Here is a 20,466-nt window from a genome sequence, read left to right on the forward strand (position 1 = left end):
GGGATTGACACCTTGATGAGGAAATACCATGAACAAGATTCGATTGACCGCGGTCGCAGTGCTATTGGCTGTGGGCCTGGCGGGCGGCGCGTCGGCCGCCGACCTGGCGCGTGCCGACCGCAATTTTCTGGAAGCGGCGGCCGAAGCTGAGATGTTTGAGATCGGTGCAGGCAAAGTTGCCGTTCAGAATGCCCAGGCGGCAGAGGTCAAGGCATTCGCCCAGATGATGATCGCCGACCATACCAAGCTGGATGGTGAATTGAAGGCGCTCGCGGCGTCCAAGGGCTTTACATTGCCGACCGAATTTTCCCGCGGACCGCGAAAGGATCTTGAGGCGTTGACTCAAAAGTCGGGTCGCGAGTTCGACGTCGATTACGCCGAAAACGTGGCGGTCGATGCGCATGAAGAAGTGTACGAGTTGTACAAAGACGCGGTCGACGATATCAAGGATGCCGATATCAGGGCGTTTGCCTGGAGAACGCTTCCCGGCTTGCAGGCTCATCTCGAGCAGGGCCGGGCGTTGGAAACTGCGGTCGAAGCGATGAAGAAATAAGGTCGACGCGGCAGGATGGCGAGCATCTGACGGCTCAGATTTGAGCGTTTGTTATAAACGATGCTGTAGCAAAATCTGTAAGGCCGTGAATATGTTTGTTCGAACGTTTGTACGAAGTGGTGCCGCGCTCCTCCTTCTCGCATTTGTATCCGGGTGCGCTTCGGGCGGATCGGGCGCCTCAAGCTTGGTCAACAAGTGCAAATGGAACCGGAGTTCCTGCATGTACGAAGGGTCATACGAACCCGGCGAGGCGCAGTATGCCGAAGAGGAAGCCAAACGCCTGAACAGGGCGTCCTCGATCAAGTTTCGCAGTTCGGGAAACTGAAAACCCATGGGGTGGGGCGCTGCTATCGCCCATCCCAATGCAGCAACCACCCTTGGTAATAGCGGTGGCCGTGCAACTCTTCGAAGCCCACGACCATCATGCCCCGCATTGATGAGAAGGTCAGGATCTCGGGATCGAACAGATTTGGGATGAGCGGCTGAACCCCCGGCATGCTTTCCTCCCCGGGTTGGATGAGTTGCATCACGCGCACATTTCGCTTCATATCCGCATGCGTAATCGCGTACATGCTGACGTTTCCCCGCAAGCCCACGCCAAGTATCCCTCTTTGCTTGGGCTTGCCGGCTTCATGGGTGCGGTGAACGGTGCAGATCAACATGATGGCAAGCAAATAGTACTGTATAAAAACACAGTATAAGCCTGTACGATCGTTGGTGTGCCACGCAACTTCGTAACGGCCGCGGGTATGCAGGTTGCGGCACGGTGGTCGATGCCATACCGCATTAGCAAAGGAGACCGCAATGAGCGATCAGCAGAAAGATCAGGCACCTACCAAATCGCGTGAGGGCGCGCACGAGGCCAAAGGCGATGAAAAAGTCGCAAGCCGCAGCGCCGATCCTGGGCAAAGCAGCTACGGCGGCTTCAAAAATGAAGATACGAAACGTCAGGCGCAGGAAACCGACGGCAAGTCCGGCGGTAAGTAAGCTGCAATTCATTAAGGGTGCCTGAACGAACCGTTTCTGAATCGACGCGTCCCCTGGGGCGCGTTTTTATTGGAAGCTGCGAGGGGATTCCTGGCACCTCTCGGTGCACAACCGTCCGAGCAGGGGTGCAGGTTCAGTTGCAGGTGCTAGCGCTGGTGTCGGTGTGGATGGAGGCGTCTGCGGGAGCGGATTTGAGTACGTGAGCTGCACGTATGGGAGCTGGTGCAAGTACCGGAACTGGTGCGAGTACGGGAGCGGATGCAAGTACGGGAACGGCAAGGACCGTCGATATGTCGATGTCCGAAACGACCGGCGCTACGGCAGAGCATGTTGCGTTGCACCCACTGGCCCGCAAACCAATCAAAACAATAGTTTACGAAACCTTTCTGAGTCTGCTATAACGCCTTCGTGTTTGTCTGCAATGCGTTTTTATGACGCGGCTCGGATTCAGGGAGGCTGCGTGGACAACGGTTTAAAGTACAGTTTGCCGCGCTGGCGCTTCACTCAGTGGCTCGTGCATTGCGGCGATAACGTGCCGCTCGATATTCGCACCGCGCTTATCGCCAGTCTTTTCGGTACGCTTCCAATCTTCGCCGGTGGTGTGATCAATACCTTGATGGTTTCAGGGTTCATCGCCTTGCGCCGCCCCGACCCCGTCTTCATTTGGTGGTTCGTGATGGAGGTGGTGCTGGGAATGGTCCGCGTCACGTTTCTGGTGTCGGCCACACGCGCAGCGCGGGCGGGTCGCTCCACCCACACCGACTACTACATCATCCTGGCGCTTTTGTGGGCCTTCAGCGTCGGCTATGGGGTGATGGTGACGTACCTGAGTGGGGATTGGGTCGCCGCTACGCTGGCGGGCGTGTCGAGCGCTGCCATGGCCGGCGGCATTTGCTTTCGCAATTACGGTGCGCCGCGTCTGGTCGGGGCCATGATCTTCTTGAGCATGGGGCCGATGGTATGGGCGACGTTTTTCGCCGGCGAGCCGATCCTTTTCATCGCGTTGATTCAGATCCCGTTCTATTTGTTGAGCATGAGCAGCGCGTCTTATCGGCTCAACCATATTCTGGTGGCCACGATGCTGGCCGAGCGTGAGAACGATCGGCGCGCCAGTCAGGATGCGCTTACGGGACTGGCCAATCGCACTGGGCTGAACTATGCGCTCGAGCGCAAGTGCACGCGCGTGCGAGCAGGGGCCACGTCGGTTGGATTGCTTTATATGGATCTCGACGATTTCAAGATCGTCAACGACACGTATGGTCATCCGGCAGGCGACCAAGTGCTTAAAGTGGTGGCTGATCGCCTGAGGCAATCGTTGCGCACGGACGATCTTGCGGCGCGCATCGGGGGCGACGAGTTCGTGGTGTTGGCTGAAGGGATGGACCGTCATTCAGCCATGCGGTTTGCCGATCGCATGATTCGCGATGTGACGCAGCCTATCCTGCTGCATGGCAAAACGTTTGTGACGGTCGGCATCAGCGTGGGTATTGCGCTGATCCCGGAGCACGGACTCGACAACCGGACGCTGTTTGCCACGGCCGACCGCGCGTTATATGCCGCCAAGTCTCTCGGTGGCAATTGCTGCGCCATCGCACCTGCAGATGGTGAACCGGCCGAGGCGCTTTGTCAGGACGAGGCGCTCACTGCAGCGTGACTCACTGCAGCGTGACTCACTGCGGCGTAACTCACTGCAGTGTGACTCACTGCGGCGTAACTCACTGCGGCGTAACTCACTGCAGCGTGACTCACTGCAGCGTGACTCGCTGCTGGAACTCGATTTGAATGCGCGGGAGGGTCTCATTATCGGACTTCGATGTGTCCAATGCCCGTGAGCAGCGGCCCGCATTGAGTGGCCCGCCCGCGCATTGCTGCCTGCATCGAACGGCTGCCCGCACATTATCCCGAGAAGAGAAAGTTATCGCGCGGAGAAGAAATCCGCGATCAACGTCTTCGCTTCGGCGTGAGCCGCCCTTTCGGCGTCGGCCTCACTGTTCAATGCGCTCATGCTTTTGCCCTTGAGCAAGCCGTCGACGACGCACGACCATGTCCAGCCGTCAGCGCGATGCACGATATCAATGGCGTACGGCGTATCTTGAAAGGTGGCTTCCAGATGTGGCATATCACTCACTAAAAGGGCGTTGAGACGGGGTGCACCCTGGGGCCCCGCTGTACTGGGCAGCATACGCCCGGGGCCGCCTTGGACACGCATCGGCTTTGGATGACTGGCTTCGCGTTTATTGTAGTTCGCCAAGATAAAGCGCGATCTTGGTGGTCGGCAAGATAGGGCTCGATTCGGGTCGTGTCACGAGCCGGAGGACGAGGTGCATTCATGCATCGGCGACCCAGAGCAAAAAAATCGCGGTGTTCGCTGCAGTGTCGATTCCAGGCAAAATGCTATCCGTGCGCGCCGCTGGCCTACAGATACGCGTCGCGGGACCTACAAATAATATGACCGGCGATATGCCGGTCATATTCATCTTCATACCGCGCGTCTGCGCCCATAGGCGACTTATTCGATCTGAAAATCGGTCGACTCTTTTTCCCAAATGCCGCGTTTCACTTCGTAGTTGTCACCTGCCTTGGCGATTTGCTCCTTGGCGTATGACTCCGATTTGAAGACGCCAGCGAGATGAAAGGGCTCATGGCGCAGTACGCCCCAGCCGTGAAACCAACCGGGCTTGCCTTCAACGGGGGTGAGATCTTTATCGTAGGTATCCATGCGCGCTCCTTGCGAGTGTTTGATATCGATGCGCTCTAGAATAGGCACGATTCGTTCAGGTATCCGTAAGAATTGGTGTCGTGCGTGTTAATGAGGTGTTAACAAGCGTGCTCACACGCATGTGGAGGTGCAATGGCTGGCGGCTTTGAAACGGGCACGCGGGTTGCCGCGCAGTTGCCTCCCACTGGGGCTGGAGACAGATATGAAGATCGCTATGGGCGTTGCATCGTTGATGTTTATTTGGACAGCAAACGTCGCCGCTCAGGCGGCACCTGGAACGATTCCCGAAGTACCCGCCACACCTGCGCAAGGCGACGGGGCACAGCGTCAGCAGCGGCCCGCTGAAGAACTGAAAAGCAAAACGCCGACGACGGCGCCATTGTCGACGCCATCGCGCTCCGACAGCATGCGCAGCCGCGAGCGATCATTTCCGAACGACGTGACACCGCCTACGGTGCCACCGCCCAATGACGGGATCCAAGCCCCTGCGCCGGCCCCCACCAGCCCGAGTCCGATGCCTGGTCTCCCCATGCCGGATAAATCTGCGCCCGCGCCCACGCCGGGCGATCGCGGCTAAGAAAACGCATTCGGGGGCGATGGCGCCCGGCGTTGACGCATCGGCGGCCGTGGTGACACGAAGGTAGCCCATCAGGCCCGATCAGCCCTATCGATCACGGCGGGTAAAGCCCCTTTGCCTGATGGCGCCGATTGTTGAGCTGGTCCTGTTTTTTGACGGACGCTGCGCCTTTCTGAAGCACCGCATTCGCCACGCGTTCGCCGTGCATTCACCGCACCATACGGCACGAAGATTGCGAGATTGCGCGCCACATCATCGTGTTTCGGGGAAGTGCTTATGCACACCATAAAAAAGATCGTCGCGGCCGTATCCGTGGCCTTTGCGGCCATGGGCGCCGCTCATGCAGGCCAACTGGCCAAGTCGGATGTGGAATTCATTCGCAAGGCGGGGGAAGCTGGGCAACTTGAAGTCAAGGCCAGTGAATTGGCGCAGCAGCGCGCCACGCATCCAGCCGTCAAAGGCTATGCAGACGAAATGATTCAGGCGCATTTGTCGGTGGGTCGAGAACTTGCCGACTTGGCCAATCGAAAGGGCGCGCCGCTTCCACCCACGATCACAAGAGACCAGAAGAACGATCTCGACGACCTGGCGAAAGAGAAAACCGGCATGAATTTCGACAAGGAATACGTCAGCGAGGTGGCGGTGGACGCGCACAGGGACGTCGTAAAGCTGTTCAAGAATGCCGCTGCGGACGCAAAGGATAGCGATGTGCGGGCGTTTGCCGCCAAGACGTTGCCCAGCCTGCAAGCGCACCTGGATCATGGGCAGGCTTTAGCTCAAGAACTGAAGCGCCCAGCTCGCTGAATTTGAAAAAAGGAGTTCGTTATGCTGGAACCCATTACCCAACCCGGCGAACCGCATGTGGAAGTGGTCGAGGAAAATCCGGGATCCTATTCATGGCGGATCGTGTTTCGCGATAGCGACACCGGCGCGGAACGTGGTGCGCCGATTTACGGCGACACGTTTTACCCTGAACCGGAGCAAGCGCGCCACGCCGCAGATGTCGCGGTTACGCAGTGGCGCGCAGGCTCGCTGGTTATTCCTCCGCCGGATTCAACCGGCTGAATACGCCGGTGCGTTTGACGGGTACCGGTTCGACCTGCCAGATGCGTTGGCAATATTCGCGGATCGCGCGGTCGGACGAGAACTTGCCAGACCGTGCCGCATTGATGATCGACATGCGCGTCCAGGCCGATTCATTCTGGTAAGCCGCGCTGACCTGATCCTGGCACGCCACATAAGAGGCGTAGTCGGCCAGCAGCATATAGCGGTCGGTCGTCAGCAACTCATCGACGATGGGTGCAAACAAATCGACGTTGCCGCGGGAGAAATATCCCGAGCGAATCAGGTCGATTACCGCTTTCAATTCAAGATCGCTGTGATAATAAGTGCTGGGGTCGTAGCCCGATTCGCGCAACTCGGCTACTTCCTGCGCGTTGTGGCCGAACATGAAGAACTGATCGGCACCCACCTCTTCGCGGATCTCGATATTGGCGCCATCCAGTGTGCCGATCGTAAGCGCGCCGTTCATGGCGAATTTCATATTGCCCGTACCGGAGGCTTCCTTGCCGGCAAGTGAAATCTGCTCGGACAAATCAGCGCCAGGATAGACACACTGCCCCAGCGAAACACTGAAGTTGGGCAGAAACACCACACTCAGTTTGTCGCGTACGTCGCGATCATGATTGATCACTTCGCCCACGGCCGTGATCAATTTGATGATCAGCTTGGCGCGGTGATAGCCCGGCGCAGCCTTGCCGCCGAAGATGAAGGTGCGCGGCACAATGTCCAGATTGCGATCCGTCTTCAAGCGGTGATAAAGCGCCACGATGTGCAGCACCTGCAGATGCTGACGTTTGTACTCGTGGATGCGTTTGACCAGCACATCGAACATCGAATCCGGATTGACGATGACGCCGGTTTTTTGCTGAATCAGCTGGGCGAGATCGACCTTGTTGTCGCGCTTCACTTGCCGCCAGTTTTGCTGGAAGGCCGCGTCATCGGCCAGCGGTTCGATCGCGGCGATGCGCGACCAATCCTTGATCCAGCCATCGCCGATATGTGAGGTCACCAGGGCCGACTGGCGCGGGTTGCTGAGCGCGACCCAGCGGCGTGGAGTGACGCCATTGGTCATGCTCGTGAACCGCTCGGGCCACATCGAATAGAAGTCCTTCAGCAAATCGTTTCGCAACAGTTCGGAATGCAGTTCGGCCACGCCGTTGATGGCCGAGCTGCCCACGCATGCCAGATGGGCCATGCGCACATACCGCTCGCCGGATTCGTCGATCAACGACATCCGGGCAATTCTCGACGCATCGCCAAAGAAATGGATGCGTGCCTCGTGCAAAAACCGCTCGTTGATTTCGTAGATGATTTCGAGGTGGCGCGGCAGAATGCGGCCGAAGAGATCAAGCGGCCAACGCTCGAGCGCTTCGGGCAGGAGCGTGTGGTTGGTGTAGGCGAAGGTGCGGCGCGTCACATCCCATGCATCATCCCAGGTGACCAGATGCTCATCGACCAGCAAGCGCATCAACTCTGCAATCCCGATCGACGGATGGGTGTCGTTCAACTGAATCGCAAACGATTCGTGAAACTGCGTCATCGGCAAGCCGCGATGCGCCTGGATGCGCAGCATGTCCTGCAACGAGCAGGACACGAAGAAATACTGCTGCTCGAGCCGCAGTTCCTTGCCTTGCACGCTTTCGTCGTTGGGGTAGAGCACCTTGGTCAGGTTTTCGGACGTGACCTTTTTGCTGACCGCCCCGAGGTAATCGCCTTGATTGAAAACCGATACGTCAAACTCTTCAGTGGCTTCCGCACGCCACAAGCGCAGGGTGTTGACCGTGCCGACCTTGTATCCCAGGATGGGGGAATCGAACGGCACACCGGTAACCGTCTTTTCCGGCACCCAGCGCACGCGGAACCGGCCCTGATCGTCGATATATTGTTCGGTGGCGCCGCCGAGCTTGATCTCCACGCCCCATTCGGCGTGATGAATCTCCCAGGGGTTGCCATAACGCAACCAGGTATCGGTATTTTCCGCCTGCCAGCCATCGATGATGGTTTGAAAGAAGATGCCGTATTCATAGCGAATGCCGTAGCCGATGGCCGGCACTTCAAGCGAGGCGAGCGAATCGATGAAGCAGGCCGCGAGCCGGCCCAACCCGCCGTTGCCCAATCCGGGCTCTTCTTCCTGGTGCAGCAATTGATCGAAATCCAGGCCGAGATCGGTGATCGCGCCTTTCACTTCATCGGTGATCCCCAGGTTGAGCAGGTTGTTGCCCAAACTCGGACCCATCAGAAATTCGGCGGAGAGGTACGCCACGGTGCGTGCCCCCCGGCGTTTGTACGTGGTCGAGGTATCGGACCACAAGCGCAGCATCCGGTCACGTACGGTGTGGGCCAGCGCTTGATAGAGGTCCTTGTTGGACGCCAACTCAAGCGACTTGCCCTGGGTGTACAGCAGATGATCGAGAAAGGCCCGCGTGATGGCGGCGCGAGAAGAAGACGAGCGCGCATCTTCTTCCGGATATTTGAGGGATGCCGTGACGAGAGGGGATTCGGTATCTTTCAAAGCAGATCCTCAAGCGTTCGTTGAATGGCGGCAGGCAACACGCCCTGACTGCACCCACCTGGCGGGCGGGCAACAGTGTCATTCGATCTTAAGCCAACAGAATGACCGAATACCGCGTCTGGCACAATGAACTGTCTGCTACACCCGTAAGGAAACACTGCATGGGCCGCCACGATCTGCCGATTCCACCCGAAAATCCGGGGCGTGCCACCTTTTTGCGCTGGGCGGGGGCAGCCGCCGTGTATGCCGCCTTGCCGACAACGATGCGCGCGGCCGAGGCCGGCCGCAGCATGTCGCGCCGTCCCATCGGTTCGAAGGGTGAAACGTTGCCGGTCATCGGGTGCGGCACGTATCGCACGTTCGACATCGGCGACGCCGACCGCAGCGAGCACATCGCTGTCGTGCGGTCCCTTGTGGACGCCGGGGGCAGTGTGATCGATTCGTCGCCGATGTATGGCAGCGCCGAGCGGGTTGCGGGCGATGTGCTCGCCGCATCCGGGCTGCGCGACCGCGTGTTCGTCGCGACGAAGGTATGGACGCGCGGACGCGAGCAGGGAATTGCGCAAATGGAGGCCTCGATGCGTGCACTGCAAGTGTCGCGCGTGGATTTGATGCAGATCCACAATCTCGTCGACTGGCGCACGCACCTCAAAACCCTGCGGGAATGGAAGGCAACAGGCCGAATTCGCTATCTGGGCATTACGCATTACACCCCTGGGGCGCACGATGATTTGATTGCGGTCATGCGCGAGGCGCAGATCGATGCCGTGCAACTGAACTACGCGGCGGATGATCGTGCGGCCGAGCAGCGCTTGTTGTCGTTTGCGGCCGATCGGGGTGTCGCCGTCATCGTGAATCAACCCTTCGGCGGTGGTGGCCTGTTGCGGCGGTTGACCGGCAAGCCCTTGCCTGGCTTCGCCGCCGAGTTGCAATGCGAGAACTGGGCGCAATTGCTGCTCAAGTTTGTGCTTGCGCACCCGGCGGTGACGTGTGCGATCCCGGGCACCAGCAATGTCCGTCACATGCGGTCGAATGCTCAGGCTGGATACGGGCCACCGGTCGATCGCGCAATGGCGCAGCGCATCGCAGAAGCGGTAGAGAAAACGGCTTGACTACAATGTGTCCGGCTTTCTTCGAGAATGCGGCGAGCCCGCAGTCCGGGTAGCGAAGTGAGCGGATGCGATGCGCATGCGCCTTGATAACGAAAGAGATCGTAATGGTGGATGAAACGCTTTTCTGGGGCATGTTGGCCGTGGTGATCAGCGCGATGGCGGTCGGCGTTGCAGCGGGCCAGACCGATCGGGTGGGCCGTTCCTTGAGCGTTTGCGTGATCTGGGCGGCTGTTGCCGCGTTTGGGGTGGCGATAGCACAACCGATGGGGGCTTATACGTCGCTTAACGTGGTCGCGGCTGCAGCAACCTTTTTGTTTTCCACCGTGATCGGATCGGCGCTCGCACTTGTTACTCAGCGTATCCGACGGCATCGCAGCACTTTGGTTTGACTCGGTAGAAAATTGGCCATTCCCCTGCCAATCCGTCGATATTCCATCACCCGCTGCGTGCGGGTTTAATTTTGAGCACGAGGTAAGCTAATGTTTTATTTGTATTAAAATGAATTCACGAGAGGCTTGTGTAAGCCTCGTTTAGGGAGCGCGACGCGCATGAGCACGTGTACGGCATGTCAAACCATCAGGGCGGGTCAAGCGGGTCAATCCTCACATCCGGGTCTGGTGCATCAGGGGTATGTGACGCCTACGCAGAAGGGTCGCGAGCTGAACCGGGAAGATCGCTATCGCTGCGTGCATTGCGAAACGAAGTGGCTGCGGGAAACCGACCGCTGGGGTATCGACATGGGTTTCAAACTCGCCCCTTGAGATACCGGGCTCGAGCGAACCACATCCGCGCTGCAGCCTCCAAATGAGGCAGGCGCATTTCGCCACTACTGCGCGAACAGATTGGACAGCGCACCACCGATGCCTTCCACGGCGCTTCCCAGGCCGCCGGCCATGTTTTCGACGCTGATCCCCAAGGCCGAGGCAAGGCCCCCGGCGACTCGGGTGGATATATCGTCGTCGAGTTTGAACTGAGGCGATTTCAACGTACCCGTCATCGTGAAATCGAAAATGGCGCGGCCCTTGTTGTCCTCCAGCATCGCCAGCGCAGCCTTTTTGGGTAGTGCCGCAAGCCCTTCATCCCGCAGCTTCAAATCGTGCAGCACCAATTGTCCGCTGGCATTGAGCTTTTGATTATCGACGCGCGAGCGCATCCGCATATCGAGCCTGCCGCCATTGAACGCCAAGGGTGAATCGCGGCGAAGATAAGGTGAAAACAGTGCGACGTCCACCTGGGACAGTGCAATGTTTACATCAGCGTTGCGCGAGGCGAGGGCAATCCATCCCTCCACATTCAACTTTCCAGTCGAAATTTTGGTGGTTGGATTACCGGTAATCCGAATATCGGTGCGCGCATCGTCGAGCGGAAAATGCAGTGGTGCGATCGTGGCGTTCACATTGCCGATCGGAATGTGATGCGGTGGTTTCTTGCTGACCACGGCGTCGTAGTAGTCAATACGTCCGTCCGCGAATTCGAGTTTGCCGATGCGGGTTTCCCGCTTTTCGGTCTCTCCGCGTGCGCGGGCTTCTTCGCTTCGCTGCTGGGCGCGTTTGCGCAGCGATGGGAGTGCGTCGATCTGACCATTGCCGCGCCGAACGGCAGTCAGCACGAAGTCTTCGACGCGTACGCTGTCGTAGACATTGCGCTTGGCAATCAACGCGCGCCAGTCCGGATGAACGACGATGCGCGCCGCCTTCAGCGCATTATCGGCTGGCCAATCGTCTTCGCCATCGAGCGTAACGCCTTCAAGTACGACTGAAGAAAACCCAACGTGGATACGTTCGATCTTTCCTATAGGGCCGACGAAGTCGGCGATGCGGCTTTCAACGAATCTAACGCTGATCATGAGTCCGGCAACCGCAATCGCGGCGAGAACCAGCACGGCAACAATGGACCGGACGACGATTTTGCGCATGGCGGAAGAGGGCGTTCAAGCGCCTGTAATGGGGTGGAGGGAGTATCGTACAAAAATAAAGGCGCACCAACGGGTGCGCCTCGCTTCAACCCGCGCACGACTAATCAGCCGCGTGCGTCGTCAAAACCAACTTAGTTGCCGCCACCCGTCTTGGGCATCGGCTGGCCGGGTTCAGCCGCATTCGTTTTGGTGCTGCTCTTGTGGTTCATGTCGCCTTTCTTGTGCGTCATGCCCGATTGGGTTTGCGTGCCCTTCTTGGTCGACACGTCATTGCCCTTCCCCGTGGGCGCAGGCGACTGCTGACCAGCCGGCACGGGTTGGTTGGGGGGGACAGCCGTACCGTCATTAGGCGTGTTGGACGGCGAGGTCGTTACAGGCTTGCCACCCATCGTGGATTGCGCCATGACCGGGCCCGAAGCCATCAATGCACCAACCATCAGTGTCGCAGCGATTTGACGAATTTTCATGGAGTATCTCCGATACGTGTTTAAGGTGATGGGATCAACGCAAACGGCGTGCCTGGGGCTTCCTACCTATAATCGGCGCACGCCGTGCCAATTGCGAGCGGTGACTCTGTTTATGGATATCAGCATGACGGCTACGGCCACGATCGAATGGATGCACGAAGATGGGTCGCCTGCGGTGTCTTGGCAATCACCAAGTGGCGCTGCGGCGCCAAAACGCGTGCGGCTTGCAGACGATCGTATGTCGGCAGACGCGGCATATCGGCTGATTTGTGAAGGCACGTCGTTATTGTGGCAAGGCGATTATCACAATGCCCGGGCGTTGGTCGATGCGTTGGGCCGCAGGGTCCAGAAGCGTCGGCGCGTACCTGACCCCGCGGCGCCGGCGATCGATCGCTTCAACGCGCATCGGCAGGCGCAATCGCATCGCGCGCACATCATGAATGCCGTGTTGGTGCCCGTCGATGCGCTTTGGCAGGTGGCGTTGCGCCGTGCGCCGGATACGCGCGCGGCGTTGAGTGCGTGGCACGGGCCAGGCGCCGGGCCCGCCATCATGGCGTTGCGGGCCGTCCAAGGAGTGTTGAGTGCTGCCGAGTGGCAGCGCAAGGGCATTCCGGTTGCTGCACTTGACGCGACCATTCATCCACGCTTCGGTGTGTATTCGCCTCTGCGTGGCGAATACATTGATTTGGTGATGCGCGCGCCTTTGCCTGAAGGCGACACGGCTTTCGACCTGGGCACCGGGACCGGCGTGCTGGCCATCGCGCTGGCCAAGCGCGGTATGAAGCACGTGATTGCGACCGAAATCGATCCGCGCGCTGTGACGTGCGCACGAGAGAACATTGCGCGTGTGGTGCCGCACGCAGATGTGCGTGTCTTGACGTCGGGCAATCTGTTTCCCGAGGGGAGAGCTTCCCTGATTGTGTGCAATCCCCCTTGGTTGCCGGGACGGCCTACGACGCCGATCGAAGGCGCGCTTTACGACCCCGAGAGCCAGATGCTTAACGCCTTTTTGCGCGGATTGCCGGCGCACCTTGCGCCGCAAGGTGAGGGTTGGCTGATCATGTCGGATCTGGCCGAGCATCTTGGCCTGCGTGCGCCAGGGGCCCTGGAGGCAATGATCGATTCTGCCGATCTGGTGGTAGTCGATCGCCTGACCATCCGGCCGCGCCACGGCAAGGCGAGCGATGCGGCCGATCCGCTCGCCTTTGCGCGCACTCAGGAAGTAACGTCGCTTTGGAGATTATCTACAAAACGTAGCAGCGCCTGACGCAGGTTGACGCCGCGCCTGGGTTGCGGGGCTGAAATGACGCATCGCAGCACATAATCCCTTACAACCCGTCATGGCGCTCATCCCTATTCGCACAATGCGACCCTCACAATAGGTGGGCGCATTTCGTGCTGTCTGTCTTCTCCTGCTGGATAGCACGCGGCTGTTCAGACGTTGACATGGGAAGACTATGACCAGAAAAATTATTCAGATTTCCTCAGGCGCGGCCGAGAATCCGGGCAATGGCGCGGCGTTGCTGTTCGCATTGGCCGATGATGGCACCTGCTGGCAATTGACCAAACGTACGTCGCCGGAAATTTCGGCCGATTGGGAGCCGCTGCCGGTGCTTCCGCAAATTGCTGTTCACCAGGAGTAGCCATGACTGACACCCACGAATCCGATGCGCATGGCATGCAAAACGTTCGCGTCGATCAGGGCGACTGGGATGCCGCCATGACCGAGTGGCGCACCGCTGCCGCTGCTGCGTTGACAGGTGCGGAGGCTGTTCGCTGGCCTGCCGTTGCCGATCACGACATTACGGCGTGGCGTAGCGCCCTCGAACGCGCCGATATTGCCAAAACGCGCCTCTTGGCGCTGGCAGAATTGCAATCACTGAAGGGTTGAAGACAGGTCATGGATACCGACGATAAAATCGCCGTCTTGGTGCAAACCGTGTCGCAACAAAGTGGCCAGATCGATGCGCTGGCAACCGCGCTGTTGTCGATGCTGCATCTGGCCAAGGATACGCCGGGCTTGCGTGAAGTGATCGAGCAGAAGCTCGAGCACAACTATTCGGGCTTGCTGGCGCGCTCTGAAAATTCAGACTACGTCGCAGGCTTCGAACGACTTAGGGATCTGATCGCCATTGCACTGAAAGCGTGATGGCGTCGCCGTCACACTGCTATGGCTAATTTCAACGATTTTGAAGATGTGCGCCGCTGGGTCGGCCAAAATGGCCACGCGGCACTTGCCGAAGCTGTCGAGCAGCGCACATTGAGCGGCAAAAGCTTCGAGGTGGCGCAAGCCTATCTCGAAGCGCCTTCCGAATTGCAGGCAGGCGTGGCCGGAGAAGAGGAGGACGACGACCCGAAGTGGGAATGGCGTCCTTGGCGCATCGCCCTGGTGGCCCTATTGTTGATCGGACCGCCGCTCATCGTGTGGTGGATTCAATCCACGCGCGCCGGCTGAAGACGCATTTCTCAGCCTGCACGCAGCGCATCAACCCGCGCTATAGCCGAGCCCGGATAGCGTTTCAGCATATACGGCATCGCTCGCGCACAGAAATACCACCACGTCCCCCGGTTGAACGTTTTCCAGCACCTCTTCGATTTTGTCCAAGGCTTCGCCCGGCTCGATCACGGCAGTGGCGTGCACGTCCGCACCGCGTTCGAATTCGCTGGCCGGAACAATGTCGGCGACGGCGTTGATGTCGGGCGGTGCCACGACCACATACGACTGAATGGTTTCACCTTCGATAGCGGTGGTAAGTACCACGCCACCGGGGGCGGCTGTGAGATGCGTGCTGACGAGTTCCATAATGCTCTGCTCTATAAGTAGCCGGTCATTCTAACCAAGCTGTTGCAGGTGCGCTGAGGAAGGACAGGAGGGTGTTGGGGTGCCCAATTGCGCAGCCTTTGCGTGAGCTGGGTAACGCAGCGTAAATCCCGTTTCCAGGCGAAAAGTTGACGGGTTTTCCCGGCCCGTTTTCGATGCCCGGGCCTGTTGCTTGCTAGAAAGGAGATGCCAGATTGGCGTATCTTTAAAGGAGTGCAGAATGAACAAAGACCAAGTTAAAGGCCGCGCTGAGGAAGTCGCAGGGAAGGTCAAGGAAGTTGCCGGCAAGGTAACGGGCAGCACTTCCACGGAACTGAAGGGCAAGGCCGAGCAAGTGGCCGGCAAGACGCAAGCCGCTTATGGCGATGCAAAAGAAGACGCGAAAAAGCGCCCGTAAGCAGGTTGCGTGAGTGTGATGTAAAGGCGGCTTCATAGCCGCCTTTTTTACGCCCGGGCCACGCCCTTGCCCCGGTCAGGGGCGGTTTGTATCGGTGAAGTGAGCAGGCATTCATCGGCATGGCGGCATGTAGGCTATGCTTGCCGCGTTTCGTTGCCGCCAATACGTTCATGACTTCCCCCGAACTCCATCCCGTCGTTGCAATCATCGGCGCCGGCCCGGCCGGGCTGATGGCCGCCGACGTTCTCAGCATGCAGGGCTTTTCGGTGGTGGTCTATGACGGCATGCCGTCGGGCGGACGGAAATTTTTACTTGCCGGACGGGGTGGCCTCAATCTTACCCACAGTGAGCCGCTCGACGCTTTCTCGCGTCGCTACTCGGGGTTTGACGACACGGTCCCTCAGTGGCTCGATGCGATGAGTCCGCAAGCGTTGCGAACGTGGGCGGATGAATTGGGTGCTGCCACGTTTGTGGGCACGTCGGGTCGCGTGTTTCCCCACGAAATGAAAGCGGCGCCGCTGTTGCGCGGCTGGCTGGCGCGCTTGCGTGCGCGTGGGGTCGAGTTTCGGATGCGGCACCGCTGGCAGGGGTTCGACGCGAATGGCGGGTTGTGCTTTCTCAACGCTGGCGATGCGCTGACGGTCAAGCCGCGGGCGTGTTTGCTCGCATTGGGCGGCGGCAGTTGGTCGCGATTGGGTTCCGATGGCGCGTGGGTCGATGTGCTGATGGCTAAAGGCGTAGAGATCGCCCCGCTCGCGCCCGCCAACTGCGGATTCGACGTGGCGTGGAGCGCGCCATTCGTCGAGAAGTGGGCGGGGCAGCCGCTCAAGAACATCGCGCTGTCGACGGCTTCCGACGGCGAGTTTCGGGCAGGGGAATGCATGTTGACGGCCACCGGTATTGAAGGCGGCGGCGTTTATGCGTGGTCGGGATCGCTGGTAAAAACGTGTGCATCGCAAGGCCAAGCAAAACTCTTCATCGATTTGCTGCCGGATTGGTCACGTGAAAAGGTGCTGGCCGCGCTCTCGGTATCGCGCGGCGCCAGGTCGTGGTCGAGCTTTTTGCAAAGCAGGCTTCGATTGACGGGGGCCAAGTGGGGCGTGTTGCGCGAATGCGTAACGCCCGAAGTCATGTCGTCGCCGATCGCGTTGACGAACGCAATCAAGGCCTTGCCGATCGCACTGTTGCGCCCGCGTCCCATGGATGAAGCGATCAGTACGTCGGGCGGCGTCATGCGTCAGGCGCTGGACGAAAATCTGATGCTGCGGGCCATGCCGGGTATGTTTTGCGCCGGCGAGATGTTGGACTGGGATGCCCCTACAGGGGGCTATCTGCTTACGGCCGTCATGGCAAGCGGTGTGGTCGCGGGCCACGGGATGGCGCGCTATCTGGCGTCATGACGGGAAGGGCGTGCAGTCATGGCGCCATGATGGCTGTGGCGACTGCCTCTGCCACTTCAATGCCGTCAATGGCGGCGGAGTAGATGCCGCCGGCGTAGCCCGCGCCTTCACCGGCCGGAAAAAGTCCACGTACGTTGACGCTTTGAAAATCGGCGCCGCGCTTGATCCCGATGGGGGACGATGTACGCGTTTCGACGCCCGTCAACAACGCATCATCCATTGCGAAGCCGCGCAGCTTGCGCGAGAACGCGGGAAGCGCTTCGCGGATCGCTTCGATAGCATAGTCAGGCAACGCGGTGCTGAGATCGGTCGGCGTTACGCCTGGGGTGTATGACGGTTTGACATCCCCCAATGACACCGAGGCACGCTTGGCAAGGAAGTCACCTACCCGCTGCGCTGGCGCCTGATAGGAACTGCCGCCCAACTCGAATGCGCGGCTTTCCCAGTGGCGTTGGAATGCGATTCCGGCCAGGGGATGGCCGGGATAGTCTTTCGGGGAAATACCCACAACGATGCCGGAGTTGGCATTGCGCTCGGCGCGGGAATATTGACTCATGCCGTTCGTTACCACGCGTCCGGGCTCAGAGGCAGCGGCGACCACTGTGCCCCCCGGGCACATGCAGAAACTGTAAACCGCGCGTCCGTTATTGGCATGATGCACGAGCTTGTAGTCAGCAGCACCCAGCATCGGATGCTTGGCGTACTGGCCGAAACGCGCGTCGTCGATCAGGCTCTGCGGGTGTTCGATGCGAAAGCCAATCGAAAACGGTTTGGCTTCGATATGCACGCCGCGCTCGAACAGCATCTCGAAGGTGTCTCGTGCGCTGTGGCCCACAGCCAGCACCAGGTGATTGCACGCAATGGTTTCGCCGCCCGCAAGCGTGATGCCGCGCACTTGGCCGTCCACGATCTCGAGATCCTCCACGCGACTCTCGAAACGGATTTCACCGCCCAGCGATTCGATCGTGGCGCGCATTTTCTCGACCATGCTCACCAGTCGGAATGTGCCGATGTGCGGCTTGCTGACGTAGAGTATCTCCTCCGGTGCGCCGGCTTTCACAAACTCGTCGAGCACCTTGCGGCCGTAGAATTTCGGGTCCTTGATTTGGCTGTAAAGCTTGCCATCCGAGAACGTGCCGGCCCCGCCTTCGCCGAATTGCACATTCGAGTCCGGATTGAGCACCCCTTTGCGCCACAGTCCGAAAGTATCTTTCGTTCGTTCCCGCACGGCTTTCCCGCGTTCCAGAATAAGCGGCTTGAATCCCATTTGAGCGAGGATCAACCCGGCGAACAGGCCACAAGGCCCCATGCCGATTACCACGGGGCGCGGGCCCGATGAGGTGGCGGGTGCCTGACGCACAAAGCGATAAGACATATCCGGCGTCGGCTGAATGTCGTTGTCTTGTGCAAACGCATGCAGGCAGGCAGCCTCGTCGACGAGCTCGACATCGACCGTATACACCAGCAGGATCGCCGTGCGTTTACGGGCGTCATAGGCCCGCCGATACACGCTCAACGTCAGCACATCGGCGTCTGCAAGATTCAGACGTGCGACCACGGCGTCGCGGAGTTGCGATTCGGGATGATCGAGGGGGAGTTTCAGTTGTGAGATGCGTATCATGCGGGCAATTCCGGGGCGTTCATCCACAGCTATGGGCTGCGGCATTCAGGCAACGCGCCAGTGTAGTCCAGCCCAATGAAAAGCGCCCCGAGGCAGGCGGCATAGGCCTGCATCCCGGAGCGCTGATGTGCGTCTTGCGATCAACACCGATTCTTGCGATCAACACGGATCTCGGTGACGATGCGTCGTCGTGTCGGATCACGCCATCGGCGTTGGCGGTGCAGCGGGCGAGGGCGGCACGACCGGTGGATCGGACGGTGTGGGGGGCGCACCCGGTGAAGGCGGTTGCCCCGGAATCGGATGCTCGCCGGGGATCGGCGAGTCCGGGTTATCGGGATTGCCGGGCGTGCTGTTGAATCGCACGGGCGGAACGATCGTCATGGCAGGGCGCACGCTGCGGGCACCGCTAGGCATCTTGAACATTATGGGTCTCCTTCGTATGGATAAGCTGCTGACGTGTTCGCAACCCGCGTGCCCGTTTTGCCAGGCAATGCCCTCGCGTTGTCTAAAGTGATTGGGACGGCAGTTCCCGCTGCTTCGCCATTTGCAACCCGCTGGAAATAGGTTGTTGCTACTTCAGTGTGGTTTGCATCCGAATTGCGCGCGTGTTTCGCTGTCATCGCTGCAGGGCTCATGTATTCTGAGCGTGCGCAATCGATGCGCTTTCGATCGACCCATTACGCCGTATGGATATACGTGCGCCAGAAGGAGAAAGTCATGAAGAACAAAGCCATTCTCGCCGTGCTGCTCGCCATTTCCGCGCTTACCGCGGGCTGCAACACCATTGGCGGTGCAGGGAAAGACATTGAGCGTGGCGGAGAAAAAATCCAGGGCGCTGCCAACCGTTAATCCGGTTGAGCCAGTAGTACTGCGGTTTGAAAAGCCTTCGCGCATCGAGCGCGAAGGCTTTTTAACGTGGGCATCGATTTACACGGCATCGCTGCCAGAGGGATTTGGTTACGTGAGCCTGCGATCGGCAGTTACAAAATGCCGATGTGGGACCCGCTATTTCGCTGTCGTCGCGGCATTGCGGCATAATCCTGTCGCATGAAGCTCTTATCGGGAATGAATATGCGTCGCTTGCTGCTCACAGGTCTTTGCGCCACCACGTTGCTGTCGGGGTGCGCCAGTCGCGGTGTCGACGCCACTGGCGAGTTTCCGACTCAAGCTTTCGATGTCTCGACGGATTATTATCAAGCCCAGCGGCGCGTGCGTGAGTATTTGAAGGCGTGCTACGTCGATCGCCAACATCCCTTCAATATCGCCTACGACTTTACGGGGTCTGTTGATCCGAAAGCCACCACCGGCGAAACCCGTCTGTTTACGGTAAATGAGCCGGCGCGCGCACTCATGCGGTTTACCGTGCGCCCCGCCGGGGACCGTGCATCCAAGGCGACGCTGACGATCATGGGCATTGCGCCCTTCGACCAGCAGGAGATGGATGCGGCGATTCGTTCGATTCAGTCCGCCACACCCATCTGCCGCGATGGTAAGAATCCCCTCGCAAGCTAAACGCCAGAGGCGGTGACGCTAGCGCTTCGGCGCATCGTCCGATTCGGCTTGTAGCGTATCGGGAGGCGTTCCTCCCGCGATTTGTCCTTCAGGTGCCGGGACGCCTGGATCGCCAGGTTCGGTATGCACGCGACTGGCGCGCTCCATTCCCGCAACCTTCGGCGCGTCTGAGGGCATCGGCAACTCGCCGGACCCTTTCATTTTTGGGTCGTCCTTACCCGCCGCCGGGCGCGTATCGGCGGGATTATGCGCGGGCGGAATCACTTTCGGTGTCTTGTCGGACATGGTGTCGTCTCCTGTTATTGAGTGGGTCGCCAAAGCAACGCACGAGCAGTGCGTCAAAGAATGGATGAGCGGGCGTTCTTCTTGTCGGGCGCGGGCTGTGTGTTATCGGCCCAGCTATGCTTGGTGGTATCCACATCCGGGTTGGACTGCGCGGCGTCGGTCGGATGCTCGCCAGCAGGCGCGCGCTCGGCTGGTTTGACTGCTTTAGGCAGGTTGGGCACGTCGACCGGATCATTTGGCGGAAATGCCCGGGCATTTTCAGGGGCGACGTGCGCATGGGTGGTTGCTTGCTCGTTTCCAGGCGTTTTCGCAGTCGTCTGGGCGGTCGGGCGTGCGTCTTTCGTATCAGTCATGGTGCGGCTCCGTTTTGCAATCGATGCGCGTGATCTCGCAACCCACGTTCCTGTGCCCATTGGGTTTTCCTATGCCGCGGCGCGTCGATGTGGCCACCTCGCGTTGGCACGCCGTTCCTGCGATTGCCCCGTGCGTGACCCGACGATCGATGTCACAAAAATTTTATGGTGCC

General features: G+C 59.4%; 29 protein-coding genes. 18 read left to right on the top strand and 11 right to left on the bottom strand.

Going from position 1 to position 20,466, the window contains the following annotated elements; translation table 11 throughout:
• The first annotated feature begins 28 nt into the window (after positions 1-28).
• The gene (locus EYW45_RS23800) at positions 29-553 is read left to right on the top strand and encodes a DUF4142 domain-containing protein (protein WP_161137901.1); all 525 of its coding nucleotides are present in this window, start codon (positions 29-31) and stop codon (positions 551-553) included.
• A gap of 347 nt (positions 554-900) precedes the next feature.
• Here EYW45_RS23800 and EYW45_RS24655 read toward each other — a convergent pair whose 3' ends face one another.
• On the bottom strand, positions 901-1,215 hold the full coding sequence (locus tag EYW45_RS24655; protein WP_235939195.1) for a hypothetical protein: 315 nt from the start codon (positions 1,213-1,215) through the stop codon (positions 901-903).
• 142 nt (positions 1,216-1,357) lie between these two features.
• Between EYW45_RS24655 and EYW45_RS24375 the strand changes: the two genes are divergently transcribed.
• Together EYW45_RS24375 and EYW45_RS23815 are read left to right on the top strand one after the other, a co-directional pair.
• Positions 1,358-1,540: a hypothetical protein gene (locus tag EYW45_RS24375; protein WP_202444874.1), complete on the top strand. Its 183-nt coding sequence runs from the start codon at positions 1,358-1,360 to the stop codon at positions 1,538-1,540.
• A 460-nt stretch (positions 1,541-2,000) separates the two neighbouring features.
• Positions 2,001-3,194: a GGDEF domain-containing protein gene (locus EYW45_RS23815; protein ID WP_328703684.1), complete on the top strand. Its 1,194-nt coding sequence runs from the start codon at positions 2,001-2,003 to the stop codon at positions 3,192-3,194.
• A gap of 261 nt (positions 3,195-3,455) precedes the next feature.
• Here the strand turns inward: EYW45_RS23815 and EYW45_RS23820 are convergent, their stop codons facing one another.
• Both EYW45_RS23820 and EYW45_RS23825 read right to left on the bottom strand, forming a co-directional pair.
• On the bottom strand, positions 3,456-3,722 hold the full coding sequence (locus EYW45_RS23820) for a hypothetical protein (protein WP_161137903.1): 267 nt from the start codon (positions 3,720-3,722) through the stop codon (positions 3,456-3,458).
• A 327-nt stretch (positions 3,723-4,049) separates the two neighbouring features.
• A complete protein-coding gene (locus EYW45_RS23825) occupies positions 4,050-4,259 on the bottom strand; it encodes a hypothetical protein (protein ID WP_161137904.1) in 210 nt (69 codons plus the stop codon).
• A 202-nt stretch (positions 4,260-4,461) separates the two neighbouring features.
• Here EYW45_RS23825 and EYW45_RS23830 point away from each other — a divergent pair, with 202 nt between their 5' ends.
• From EYW45_RS23830 to EYW45_RS23840, 3 genes are all read left to right on the top strand, one after another.
• Entirely contained in the window at positions 4,462-4,836 is a 375-nt protein-coding gene (locus EYW45_RS23830; RefSeq protein ID WP_161137905.1) for a hypothetical protein, read from the top strand.
• 240 nt (positions 4,837-5,076) lie between these two features.
• Positions 5,077-5,640 (top strand): DUF4142 domain-containing protein, encoded by a 564-nt coding sequence (locus EYW45_RS23835; RefSeq protein ID WP_161137906.1) that lies wholly within the window; start codon positions 5,077-5,079, stop codon positions 5,638-5,640.
• Between the two features lie 21 nt (positions 5,641-5,661).
• Entirely contained in the window at positions 5,662-5,901 is a 240-nt protein-coding gene (locus tag EYW45_RS23840) for a hypothetical protein (protein WP_161137907.1), read from the top strand.
• On the opposite strand, the gene EYW45_RS23845 is transcribed toward EYW45_RS23840, so the two are convergent.
• Complete coding sequence (locus tag EYW45_RS23845) at positions 5,873-8,410, bottom strand: glycogen/starch/alpha-glucan phosphorylase (protein WP_161137908.1); 2,538 nt, start codon at positions 8,408-8,410, stop codon at positions 5,873-5,875. The two genes, EYW45_RS23840 and EYW45_RS23845, sit on opposite strands and share 29 nt — an antisense overlap.
• 161 nt (positions 8,411-8,571) lie before the next feature.
• Here EYW45_RS23845 and EYW45_RS23850 point away from each other — a divergent pair, with 161 nt between their 5' ends.
• The 3 genes from EYW45_RS23850 to EYW45_RS23860 all read left to right on the top strand — a co-directional run bounded on the left by EYW45_RS23850 (position 8,572) and on the right by EYW45_RS23860 (position 10,283).
• Positions 8,572-9,522, top strand: a complete 951-nt coding sequence (locus EYW45_RS23850) for an aldo/keto reductase (RefSeq protein ID WP_161137909.1) — start codon at positions 8,572-8,574, stop codon at positions 9,520-9,522.
• Positions 9,523-9,653: 131 nt separating this feature from the next.
• The gene (locus EYW45_RS23855) at positions 9,654-9,911 is read left to right on the top strand and encodes a hypothetical protein (protein WP_161137910.1); all 258 of its coding nucleotides are present in this window, start codon (positions 9,654-9,656) and stop codon (positions 9,909-9,911) included.
• 159 nt (positions 9,912-10,070) lie between these two features.
• Entirely contained in the window at positions 10,071-10,283 is a 213-nt protein-coding gene (locus EYW45_RS23860) for a hypothetical protein (protein WP_161137911.1), read from the top strand.
• Between the two features lie 65 nt (positions 10,284-10,348).
• On the opposite strand, the gene EYW45_RS23865 is transcribed toward EYW45_RS23860, so the two are convergent.
• Positions 10,349-11,437, bottom strand: a complete 1,089-nt coding sequence (locus tag EYW45_RS23865; protein WP_161137912.1) for a DUF748 domain-containing protein — start codon at positions 11,435-11,437, stop codon at positions 10,349-10,351.
• 131 nt (positions 11,438-11,568) lie between these two features.
• Positions 11,569-11,904: a hypothetical protein gene (locus EYW45_RS23870; protein WP_161137913.1), complete on the bottom strand. Its 336-nt coding sequence runs from the start codon at positions 11,902-11,904 to the stop codon at positions 11,569-11,571.
• 124 nt (positions 11,905-12,028) lie between these two features.
• Here EYW45_RS23870 and EYW45_RS23875 point away from each other — a divergent pair, with 124 nt between their 5' ends.
• The 5 genes from EYW45_RS23875 (at position 12,029) to EYW45_RS23895 (ending at position 14,359) form a co-directional block, all read left to right on the top strand.
• Positions 12,029-13,171, top strand: a complete 1,143-nt coding sequence (locus EYW45_RS23875) for a 50S ribosomal protein L11 methyltransferase (protein WP_161137914.1) — start codon at positions 12,029-12,031, stop codon at positions 13,169-13,171.
• Between the two features lie 190 nt (positions 13,172-13,361).
• Positions 13,362-13,547, top strand: a complete 186-nt coding sequence (locus EYW45_RS23880) for a hypothetical protein (protein WP_161137915.1) — start codon at positions 13,362-13,364, stop codon at positions 13,545-13,547.
• A 2-nt stretch (positions 13,548-13,549) separates the two neighbouring features.
• Positions 13,550-13,795 (top strand): hypothetical protein, encoded by a 246-nt coding sequence (locus EYW45_RS23885; protein ID WP_161137916.1) that lies wholly within the window; start codon positions 13,550-13,552, stop codon positions 13,793-13,795.
• A 9-nt stretch (positions 13,796-13,804) separates the two neighbouring features.
• Positions 13,805-14,053, top strand: coding sequence for a hypothetical protein (locus EYW45_RS23890; RefSeq protein WP_161137917.1), 249 nt, complete (start codon positions 13,805-13,807; stop codon positions 14,051-14,053).
• A gap of 21 nt (positions 14,054-14,074) precedes the next feature.
• On the top strand, positions 14,075-14,359 hold the full coding sequence (locus EYW45_RS23895; RefSeq protein WP_161137918.1) for a hypothetical protein: 285 nt from the start codon (positions 14,075-14,077) through the stop codon (positions 14,357-14,359).
• Between the two features lie 30 nt (positions 14,360-14,389).
• Here the strand turns inward: EYW45_RS23895 and EYW45_RS23900 are convergent, their stop codons facing one another.
• Complete coding sequence (locus EYW45_RS23900; RefSeq protein ID WP_161137919.1) at positions 14,390-14,707, bottom strand: hypothetical protein; 318 nt, start codon at positions 14,705-14,707, stop codon at positions 14,390-14,392.
• A gap of 238 nt (positions 14,708-14,945) precedes the next feature.
• Here EYW45_RS23900 and EYW45_RS23905 point away from each other — a divergent pair, with 238 nt between their 5' ends.
• Both EYW45_RS23905 and EYW45_RS23910 read left to right on the top strand, forming a co-directional pair.
• Positions 14,946-15,122, top strand: coding sequence for a CsbD family protein (locus EYW45_RS23905; RefSeq protein WP_161137920.1), 177 nt, complete (start codon positions 14,946-14,948; stop codon positions 15,120-15,122).
• A 170-nt stretch (positions 15,123-15,292) separates the two neighbouring features.
• On the top strand, positions 15,293-16,522 hold the full coding sequence (locus EYW45_RS23910) for a TIGR03862 family flavoprotein (RefSeq protein ID WP_161137921.1): 1,230 nt from the start codon (positions 15,293-15,295) through the stop codon (positions 16,520-16,522).
• 16 nt (positions 16,523-16,538) lie between these two features.
• On the opposite strand, the gene EYW45_RS23915 is transcribed toward EYW45_RS23910, so the two are convergent.
• Both EYW45_RS23915 and EYW45_RS23920 read right to left on the bottom strand, forming a co-directional pair.
• Positions 16,539-18,143 (bottom strand): NAD(P)/FAD-dependent oxidoreductase, encoded by a 1,605-nt coding sequence (locus EYW45_RS23915; protein ID WP_161137922.1) that lies wholly within the window; start codon positions 18,141-18,143, stop codon positions 16,539-16,541.
• A 198-nt stretch (positions 18,144-18,341) separates the two neighbouring features.
• Positions 18,342-18,566, bottom strand: coding sequence for a hypothetical protein (locus EYW45_RS23920; RefSeq protein ID WP_161137923.1), 225 nt, complete (start codon positions 18,564-18,566; stop codon positions 18,342-18,344).
• 294 nt (positions 18,567-18,860) lie between these two features.
• On the opposite strand from EYW45_RS23920, the gene EYW45_RS23925 reads away from it, so the two are divergent.
• Together EYW45_RS23925 and EYW45_RS23930 are read left to right on the top strand one after the other, a co-directional pair.
• The gene (locus EYW45_RS23925) at positions 18,861-18,992 is read left to right on the top strand and encodes an entericidin A/B family lipoprotein (RefSeq protein ID WP_161137924.1); all 132 of its coding nucleotides are present in this window, start codon (positions 18,861-18,863) and stop codon (positions 18,990-18,992) included.
• Positions 18,993-19,214: 222 nt separating this feature from the next.
• A complete protein-coding gene (locus EYW45_RS23930) occupies positions 19,215-19,655 on the top strand; it encodes a BPTD_2524 family lipoprotein (RefSeq protein WP_161137925.1) in 441 nt (146 codons plus the stop codon).
• Positions 19,656-19,673: 18 nt separating this feature from the next.
• On the opposite strand, the gene EYW45_RS24380 is transcribed toward EYW45_RS23930, so the two are convergent.
• Positions 19,674-19,940 (bottom strand): hypothetical protein, encoded by a 267-nt coding sequence (locus EYW45_RS24380; RefSeq protein ID WP_202444875.1) that lies wholly within the window; start codon positions 19,938-19,940, stop codon positions 19,674-19,676.
• A gap of 53 nt (positions 19,941-19,993) precedes the next feature.
• Complete coding sequence (locus tag EYW45_RS23935) at positions 19,994-20,293, bottom strand: hypothetical protein (RefSeq protein WP_161137926.1); 300 nt, start codon at positions 20,291-20,293, stop codon at positions 19,994-19,996.
• Positions 20,294-20,466: the final 173 nt, after the last annotated feature.

The sequence above is a fragment of the Schauerella aestuarii genome (genome assembly GCF_009866805.1).
GTDB classification, from domain to species: domain Bacteria; phylum Pseudomonadota; class Gammaproteobacteria; order Burkholderiales; family Burkholderiaceae_B; genus Schauerella; species Schauerella aestuarii.

Coding starts and splice junctions, on each gene's coding strand:
- EYW45_RS23800 (WP_161137901.1), top strand. CDS start 29: ATGAACAAGATTCGATTGACCGCGGTCGCAGTGCTATTGGCTGTGGGC.
- EYW45_RS24655 (WP_235939195.1), bottom strand. CDS start 1,215: ATGTTGATCTGCACCGTTCACCGCACCCATGAAGCCGGCAAGCCCAAG.
- EYW45_RS24375 (WP_202444874.1), top strand. CDS start 1,358: ATGAGCGATCAGCAGAAAGATCAGGCACCTACCAAATCGCGTGAGGGC.
- EYW45_RS23820 (WP_161137903.1), bottom strand. CDS start 3,722: ATGCTGCCCAGTACAGCGGGGCCCCAGGGTGCACCCCGTCTCAACGCC.
- EYW45_RS23825 (WP_161137904.1), bottom strand. CDS start 4,259: ATGGATACCTACGATAAAGATCTCACCCCCGTTGAAGGCAAGCCCGGT.
- EYW45_RS23830 (WP_161137905.1), top strand. CDS start 4,462: ATGAAGATCGCTATGGGCGTTGCATCGTTGATGTTTATTTGGACAGCA.
- EYW45_RS23840 (WP_161137907.1), top strand. CDS start 5,662: ATGCTGGAACCCATTACCCAACCCGGCGAACCGCATGTGGAAGTGGTC.
- EYW45_RS23850 (WP_161137909.1), top strand. CDS start 8,572: ATGGGCCGCCACGATCTGCCGATTCCACCCGAAAATCCGGGGCGTGCC.
- EYW45_RS23855 (WP_161137910.1), top strand. CDS start 9,654: ATGTTGGCCGTGGTGATCAGCGCGATGGCGGTCGGCGTTGCAGCGGGC.
- EYW45_RS23860 (WP_161137911.1), top strand. CDS start 10,071: ATGAGCACGTGTACGGCATGTCAAACCATCAGGGCGGGTCAAGCGGGT.
- EYW45_RS23865 (WP_161137912.1), bottom strand. CDS start 11,437: ATGCGCAAAATCGTCGTCCGGTCCATTGTTGCCGTGCTGGTTCTCGCC.
- EYW45_RS23870 (WP_161137913.1), bottom strand. CDS start 11,904: ATGAAAATTCGTCAAATCGCTGCGACACTGATGGTTGGTGCATTGATG.
- EYW45_RS23875 (WP_161137914.1), top strand. CDS start 12,029: ATGACGGCTACGGCCACGATCGAATGGATGCACGAAGATGGGTCGCCT.
- EYW45_RS23880 (WP_161137915.1), top strand. CDS start 13,362: ATGACCAGAAAAATTATTCAGATTTCCTCAGGCGCGGCCGAGAATCCG.
- EYW45_RS23885 (WP_161137916.1), top strand. CDS start 13,550: ATGACTGACACCCACGAATCCGATGCGCATGGCATGCAAAACGTTCGC.
- EYW45_RS23890 (WP_161137917.1), top strand. CDS start 13,805: ATGGATACCGACGATAAAATCGCCGTCTTGGTGCAAACCGTGTCGCAA.
- EYW45_RS23895 (WP_161137918.1), top strand. CDS start 14,075: ATGGCTAATTTCAACGATTTTGAAGATGTGCGCCGCTGGGTCGGCCAA.
- EYW45_RS23900 (WP_161137919.1), bottom strand. CDS start 14,707: ATGGAACTCGTCAGCACGCATCTCACAGCCGCCCCCGGTGGCGTGGTA.
- EYW45_RS23905 (WP_161137920.1), top strand. CDS start 14,946: ATGAACAAAGACCAAGTTAAAGGCCGCGCTGAGGAAGTCGCAGGGAAG.
- EYW45_RS23910 (WP_161137921.1), top strand. CDS start 15,293: ATGACTTCCCCCGAACTCCATCCCGTCGTTGCAATCATCGGCGCCGGC.
- EYW45_RS23915 (WP_161137922.1), bottom strand. CDS start 18,143: ATGATACGCATCTCACAACTGAAACTCCCCCTCGATCATCCCGAATCG.
- EYW45_RS23920 (WP_161137923.1), bottom strand. CDS start 18,566: ATGTTCAAGATGCCTAGCGGTGCCCGCAGCGTGCGCCCTGCCATGACG.
- EYW45_RS23925 (WP_161137924.1), top strand. CDS start 18,861: ATGAAGAACAAAGCCATTCTCGCCGTGCTGCTCGCCATTTCCGCGCTT.
- EYW45_RS23930 (WP_161137925.1), top strand. CDS start 19,215: ATGCGTCGCTTGCTGCTCACAGGTCTTTGCGCCACCACGTTGCTGTCG.
- EYW45_RS24380 (WP_202444875.1), bottom strand. CDS start 19,940: ATGTCCGACAAGACACCGAAAGTGATTCCGCCCGCGCATAATCCCGCC.
- EYW45_RS23935 (WP_161137926.1), bottom strand. CDS start 20,293: ATGACTGATACGAAAGACGCACGCCCGACCGCCCAGACGACTGCGAAA.